The following is a 6,718-nucleotide window of genomic DNA, read 5'->3' as shown; positions in this document are numbered from 1 at the left end:
CGCCTCTGAGGCTGACGCTCTGAACTGAGCACCAAACGCAAGGGCGGGTATGCCGTGTGGCCACCACACGGCATACCCGCCCTTCGTCGTCTGTCACTCACGTTGCCTTGTGTGTATGGCGCCACGCCCCAGCGTGGTCTCATACACACGAGGCGGGGTGAGAGGCTGGGCGCATGCGTGACGACATGATCATCCGGCGCGAGACTGCCGACGACCACGCCGCGATCGCGGCCCTGCACGACGACGCCTTCACCCGCGTCGAGGGCGCCGCGCGGTCGATGGAGTCGAGCCTCGTCGACGAGCTCCGCGGCGACGGCGACGTCATCGAGGACCTGACCTTCGTCGCCGAACTCGACGGTGAGGTCGTCGGGCACGTCCTCTGCTCTGCCGCAACGATGGGGGAGGGGCCCTCGGTCGGCCTCGGCCCGATCGCCGTCACCCCGGCGCTGCAACGGCAGGGGATTGGTGCGGCCCTGATGGCCTCGGTCATCGCGTCGGCCGAGCAGCGTGGTGATGCGGCGATCGTTCTGCTGGGGGACCCCGACTACTACGGCCACTTCGGGTTCGTCGAGGCGGCAGGGCTCGGCATCGGTTCGCCGGGTCCGTGGGACGCGAAGTACTTCCAGGCGAAGACGCTGCGAGCCTGGCGGCCCGAGCTGGCCGGGCCGTTCCGCTACGCCCCGGCATTCGAGCGCCTCGACGCCTGAACCTGGATACTCGCGCCCTAGTCACTCTGGGCAGAATCCGCAGATCAGGCGGTGCATTGGGGCTAGTCACACATGGCCCGTTGGCACTAGCGTTCCCGGTGGCTCAGTGCGTGACTCGGGGACACGCCCCGTCGCACGAGAGCGAGGGGAGCTGAATCCACCATGCGTGTGTCTCGATTCGTCCTACCGGCGGTGGCCGCCATCTCGGGCGTGGCCTTGGTCGGCCCTCCGGCATCGGCCACCGTCCCGTCCGTCCCGGCGGCTGCCACCGCGAGCGTGGCTGCCGCGACCACTCCGAAGTTGGGCTTCCAATCCAACGCCTGGGGCACCAACGTCACCGCGATCGACAAGACCATCAAGTCCGGGCCCACGAGCTAGTCGGCGATCTCGTGCACCTCCGCGACCGGCCAGACCCGGACGAACTCGGTCGCGACCGTCACCCTCCCGGTCGTGGGCAAGGTCGGCGCCGTCAGCAGCAAGGTCACCACGGGGACGACCTCGACGACCGCCTCGGCCAGGACGGCAGGCATCAATCTCCTCGGGGGAGCGGTCGTGGCCGACGCCGTGAGCGTCTACTCCTCGGCCAAGAGCACCTCCGGCGTCGGATCCGGCACGGGCGCCACCACGTTCGCCGGGCTCAAGATCCTCGGCCGATCCATCGCCGTCAACGTCGCGCCGAACACCCAGGTCGCCCTCGACGTGGCCGGCAAGCGCGTCGGAACCGTCACCCTCAACCAGCAGAGCAAGGGCACCCGGGACGGCGTCTACCGCTCCTACACGCGCGGCATCGTCATCAGCCTCCTCGCCGGCAACCCGTTCGGCCTCCCCGGTTCGACCGTCATCTACATCAGTGCCGCCCACGCCGGCCGCCACGACTCCTCGGCGGGCTCATCACCGCCGATGCCGTCGTCGCCGACACCCAGGCGGTGGGTCAGTCCAACGGGACCGTGACTGTCGCCGATCGGTCCAAGTTCGTCGGGCTCAAGGTCGCCGGCTTCCCCGTCATCACCTCGACCGTGGCTCCAAACGCCACGATCGAGATCCTCGGGGTCGCCAGCGTGACGTTCCACAAGAGTGTCCGCACGACCCGGGGCCTCGAGGTCGTCATGCTCGAGATCAGGCTCGCCAAGACCATCGCCGGGCTGCCCACGGGCACGCTCGTCCAGGTCGCCGGAGCGAACGCGGCCGTCCGCGGCTGAGACGCGCGCCGACGGGCGCCCGGGGCCACGCGCTCCGGGCGTCCTCGGCGATTTGGTGGGCACCCGGCATACCGGTATCGTTGAGAACCGTGTCTGGCTAGGACCAGACGTTGGCCGGGAACCGGGGCGCGCAGCGCCCGGAGAACTCGGCCGCCCACCTCTTGCCGGGCGCCCCACACCACCACCGATTCGACCACGTCGATGAGGCCTGTGGAGGGGAGTGCAGGGGAGAGCACCCGGTGCGACACACCCGAACGCGGGGGTCGAGCGCCGGACACCTCAAGGAGTCATGACATCCGTCGTGACAACGACCAGACAGACAAAGGATCCAGGTTGCCTACCATCAACCAGCTGGTGCGCAAGGGCCGGCAGGACAAGGTCACGAAGACGACCACGCCTGCTCTCAAGGGCTCCCCGCAGCGCCGCGGCGTGTGCACGCGCGTGTACACCACCACCCCCAAGAAGCCGAACTCCGCGCTCCGCAAGGTCGCGCGCGTCAAGCTGACCTCCGGCATCGAGGTCACGGCCTACATCCCCGGTGAGGGTCACAACCTCCAGGAGCACTCGATCGTGCTCGTCCGTGGTGGCCGTGTGAAGGACCTCCCGGGTGTCCGCTACAAGATCATCCGTGGCTCGCTCGACACCCAGGGTGTCAAGAACCGCAAGCAGGCTCGCAGCCGCTACGGCGCCAAGAAGGAGAAGAAGTAATGCCTCGTAAGGGCCCCGCTCCGAAGCGCCCGCTGCACGTCGACCCGGTCTACCAGAGCCCGCTGGTCACCCAGCTGGTCAACAAGATCCTCCTCGACGGCAAGAAGTCCATCGCCGAGACGATCGTCTACGGCGCCCTCGAGGGCTGCCGCGAGAAGACCGGCACCGACCCCGTGCTCACGCTCAAGCGTGCGCTCGACAACATCAAGCCGACCCTCGAGGTCAAGTCCCGCCGCGTCGGCGGTGCGACCTACCAGGTCCCGATCGAGGTCAAGCCGAACCGTGCCACGACCCTGTCGCTGCGCTGGCTCGTCGGCTACTCGCGTCAGCGTCGTGAGAAGACGATGACCGAGCGCCTCATGAACGAGATCCTCGACGCCTCCAACGGCCTCGGCGCTGCTGTCAAGCGTCGCGAGGACACGCACAAGATGGCCGAGTCCAACCGGGCCTTCGCGCACTACCGCTGGTGATTTCCCGGTATGCCGGGTGCGCGAGTCGCGCACCCGGCATACCGAACCGCGGTCGTCAGACCGCACCGCACGACCGCAGCAACGCTGCACCGCAACAGCACGCAGAACTTCCGCAACGAGCGAGATGAGATACGAGTGGCACTCGACGTCCTGACGGACCTGACCAAGGTCCGCAACATCGGCATCATGGCGCACATCGACGCCGGCAAGACGACGACGACGGAGCGCATCCTCTTCTACACCGGCGTCAACCACAAGATCGGCGAGACCCACGACGGCGCCTCGACGACCGACTGGATGGAGCAGGAGAAGGAGCGCGGCATCACGATCACGTCTGCCGCCGTGACGTCCTTCTGGAACAACAACCAGGTCAACATCATCGACACCCCCGGTCACGTCGACTTCACGGTTGAGGTGGAGCGTTCGCTCCGCGTCCTCGACGGTGCCGTCGCCGTCTTCGACGGCAAGGAGGGCGTCGAGCCCCAGTCCGAGACCGTGTGGCGTCAGGCCGACAAGTACGACGTCCCCCGCATCGCGTTCGTCAACAAGATGGACAAGCTGGGCGCGGACTTCTACTTCACCGTCCAGACGATCAAGGACCGCCTCGGTGCGGAGCCGCTCGTCATCCAGCTGCCGATCGGCGCCGAGAACGACTTCATCGGTGTCATCGACCTCGTCGAGATGCGCGCCCTCGTGTGGCCCGGCGACGCCAAGGGTGACGTCACCATGGGCGCCAAGTACGAGGTCCAGGAGATCCCCGCGGACCTCCAGGCCAAGGCCGAGGAGTACCGCCACCACCTCATCGAGCGCGTCGCCGAGTCCGACGACGACCTCATGGAGAAGTACCTCGGCGGCGAGGAGCTCACGGTCGCCGAGATCAAGGCCGGCATCCGCAAGCTCACCGTCACCTCGGAGCTGTACCCGATCCTCTGTGGCTCGGCGTTCAAGAACCGTGGCGTCCAGCCGATGCTCGACGCGGTCGTCGACTACCTCCCGTCCCCGCTCGACGTGCCCCCCATGGTGGGTCACAAGCCCGGCGACGAGAGCGTCGAGATGACCCGCAAGCCGTCCAAGGACGAGCCCTTCTCGGCTCTCGCGTTCAAGGTCGCGGCGCACCCGTTCTTCGGCACGCTCACCTTCATCCGCGTCTACTCCGGTCGCATCGCCGCCGGCTCGCCGGTCGTCAACACGACCAAGGGCCGCAAGGAGCGCGTTGGCAAGCTCTTCCAGATGCACGCCAACAAGGAGAACCCGGTCGAGGAGGCGCTGGCGGGTCACATCTACGCCGCGATCGGCCTCAAGGACACCACCACCGGTGACACCCTGAGCGACCCGGACCACCAGATCGTCCTCGAGTCGATGTCCTTCCCCGACCCGGTCATCCAGGTCGCCATCGAGCCGAAGACCAAGGGTGACCAGGAGAAGCTCTCCACGGCCATCCAGAAGCTCTCGGCCGAAGACCCGACCTTCCAGGTCCACCTCGACGAGGACACGGGCCAGACGATCATCGCCGGTATGGGCGAGCTTCACCTCGACATCCTCGTCGACCGCATGAAGCGCGAGTTCAAGGTCGAGGCCAACGTCGGCAAGCCGCAGGTCGCCTACCGCGAGACCATCCGCAAGACGGTCGAGAAGCACGACTACACCCACAAGAAGCAGACGGGTGGATCGGGCCAGTTCGCCAAGATCCAGATCAAGCTCGAGGCGCTGGACACCACGGAGGGCGGCGAGCTGTACGAGTTCGAGAACGCCGTCACCGGTGGCCGCGTCCCGCGCGAGTACATCCCGTCGGTCGACGCCGGTATCCAGGACGCGATGCAGTACGGCGTGCTCGCCGGCTACCCGCTCGTGGGCATCAAGGCGACGCTCCTCGACGGTGCGTACCACGATGTCGACTCCTCCGAAATGGCGTTCAAGATCGCCGGCTCCATGGCGCTCAAGGAGGCCGTCCGCAAGGCCGACCCCGTGCTCCTCGAGCCGATGATGGCCGTCGAGGTCCGTACGCCCGAGGAGTACATGGGCGACGTCATCGGCGACATCAACTCGCGCCGTGGCCACATCCAGGCCATGGAGGACATCAGCGGCGCCAAGGTCGTCAAGGGCCTCGTCCCGCTGTCCGAGATGTTCGGCTACGTCGGTGACCTCCGGTCCAAGACGCAGGGCCGGGCGAACTACTCGATGGAGTTCGACTCCTACGCCGAGGTTCCCAAGTCGGTGGCCGAGGAGATCATCGCCAAGACCCGGGGCGAGTGACCGCTAGACTGGTCGCTGGTCCGGATCTGGGCAATCGGTCGACACCGTCGGCCACAACCAGAACAACCAACCCCCAAGTACGACGCCACGTCCTGCCCGGTCGTGAGGCGTTTCACCAAGAAGAGTCCTGAGGAGGACATCAAGTGGCGAAGGCAAAGTTCGAGCGGACCAAGCCGCACGTCAACATCGGCACCATTGGTCACATCGACCACGGTAAGACGACGCTGACGGCTGCGATCTCCAAGGTCCTGCACGACAAGTACCCGGACCTGAACCCGCAGTTCGCGTTCGACGACATCGACAAGGCGCCCGAGGAGAAGCAGCGCGGTATCACCATCTCCATCGCGCACATCGAGTACCAGACCGAGAAGCGTCACTACGCGCACGTTGACTGCCCCGGTCACGCGGACTACGTCAAGAACATGATCACCGGTGCGGCCCAGATGGACGGTGCGATTCTCGTCGTCGCCGCCACCGACGGCCCGATGCCGCAGACGAAGGAGCACATCATCCTGGCCCGCCAGGTTGGTGTCCCCTACATCGTCGTGGCGCTCAACAAGGCCGACATGGTCGACGACGAGGAGATCCTCGAGCTCGTCGAGATGGAGGTCCGTGAGCTTCTCTCGGCCTACGAGTTCCCGGGCGACGACGTCCCCGTGGTCAAGGTCTCGGCGCTCAAGGCGCTCGAGGGCGACGCCGAGTGGGGCCAGTCGGTCATCGAGCTCATGGACGCGGTCGACGAGTCGATCCCGGAGCCCGAGCGCGACATCGACAAGCCGTTCCTCATGCCCGTCGAGGACGTCTTCACGATCACCGGTCGTGGCACCGTCGTCACCGGTCGTATCGAGCGTGGCGTCCTGAACGTCAACGAGGACGTCGAGATCGTCGGCATCCACGAGGGCCCGGCCACCAAGACCACGGTCACCGGCATCGAGATGTTCCGCAAGCTCCTCGACGAGGGTCGCGCTGGCGAGAACGTCGGTCTCCTCATCCGTGGTATCAAGCGCGAGGACGTCGAGCGCGGCCAGGTCATCGTCAAGCCCGGCTCGATCACCCCGCACACGAACTTCGAGGCGAACGTCGTCATCCTTTCCAAGGACGAGGGTGGCCGTCACACGCCGTTCTACGACAACTACCGCCCGCAGTTCTACTTCCGCACCACGGACGTCACCGGCGTCGTCTCCCTGCCCGAGGGCACCGAGATGGTCATGCCCGGTGACAACACCGAGATGTCGGTCGAGCTCATCCAGCCGATCGCCATGGAAGAGGGCCTCAAGTTCGCCATCCGTGAGGGTGGCCGGACCGTCGGCGCCGGTCGCGTCACCAAGATCACCAAGTGATCACTGGTTGACCGACTGCGTCACTGACGCACTCGAGAAGG

8 protein-coding genes are annotated in these 6,718 nt (G+C 66.5%); all 8 read left to right on the top strand.

What is annotated here, in order from left to right; translation table 11 throughout:
* The first annotated feature begins 173 nt into the window (after positions 1 to 173).
* The 8 genes from N803_RS03475 (at position 174) to tuf (ending at position 6,677) form a co-directional block, all read left to right on the top strand.
* Positions 174 to 707, top strand: a complete 534-nt coding sequence (locus N803_RS03475) for a GNAT family N-acetyltransferase (RefSeq protein WP_156969636.1) — start codon at positions 174 to 176, stop codon at positions 705 to 707.
* A gap of 162 nt (positions 708 to 869) precedes the next feature.
* Complete coding sequence (locus tag N803_RS03470) at positions 870 to 1,085, top strand: hypothetical protein (protein WP_035902533.1); 216 nt, start codon at positions 870 to 872, stop codon at positions 1,083 to 1,085.
* A 6-nt stretch (positions 1,086 to 1,091) separates the two neighbouring features.
* Entirely contained in the window at positions 1,092 to 1,658 is a 567-nt protein-coding gene (locus N803_RS03465) for a choice-of-anchor P family protein (protein ID WP_281174963.1), read from the top strand.
* Positions 1,634 to 1,906 carry a choice-of-anchor P family protein gene (locus tag N803_RS03460; RefSeq protein ID WP_281174960.1) on the top strand — a complete coding sequence of 91 codons (273 nt, stop codon included), beginning with the start codon at positions 1,634 to 1,636 and terminating at the stop codon, positions 1,904 to 1,906. Before N803_RS03465 ends, N803_RS03460 begins: the two co-directional genes overlap by 25 nt.
* A gap of 333 nt (positions 1,907 to 2,239) precedes the next feature.
* Complete coding sequence (gene rpsL / locus N803_RS03455; RefSeq protein ID WP_035902530.1) at positions 2,240 to 2,614, top strand: 30S ribosomal protein S12; 375 nt, start codon at positions 2,240 to 2,242, stop codon at positions 2,612 to 2,614.
* Positions 2,614 to 3,084, top strand: coding sequence for a 30S ribosomal protein S7 (gene rpsG / locus N803_RS03450; protein ID WP_035902529.1), 471 nt, complete (start codon positions 2,614 to 2,616; stop codon positions 3,082 to 3,084). The genes rpsL and rpsG overlap by 1 nt, the downstream gene beginning before the upstream one ends.
* Before the next feature lie 135 nt (positions 3,085 to 3,219).
* Entirely contained in the window at positions 3,220 to 5,337 is a 2,118-nt protein-coding gene (gene fusA / locus N803_RS03445; RefSeq protein ID WP_035902757.1) for an elongation factor G, read from the top strand.
* Between the two features lie 143 nt (positions 5,338 to 5,480).
* A complete protein-coding gene (gene tuf, locus N803_RS03440) occupies positions 5,481 to 6,677 on the top strand; it encodes an elongation factor Tu (RefSeq protein WP_035902527.1) in 1,197 nt (398 codons plus the stop codon).
* Positions 6,678 to 6,718 lie beyond the last annotated feature (41 nt).

Source organism: Knoellia subterranea KCTC 19937, assembly GCF_000768685.1.
Classification (GTDB): domain Bacteria; phylum Actinomycetota; class Actinomycetes; order Actinomycetales; family Dermatophilaceae; genus Knoellia; species Knoellia subterranea.
This window is presented reverse-complemented; position numbering and strand designations above follow the sequence as displayed.

Excerpts from the sequence above, each read along its gene's own strand:
- N803_RS03475 (WP_156969636.1), top strand. The coding sequence starts at position 174 with ATGCGTGACGACATGATCATCCGGCGCGAGACTGCCGACGACCACGCC.
- N803_RS03470 (WP_035902533.1), top strand. The coding sequence starts at position 870 with ATGCGTGTGTCTCGATTCGTCCTACCGGCGGTGGCCGCCATCTCGGGC.
- rpsG (WP_035902529.1), top strand. The coding sequence starts at position 2,614 with ATGCCTCGTAAGGGCCCCGCTCCGAAGCGCCCGCTGCACGTCGACCCG.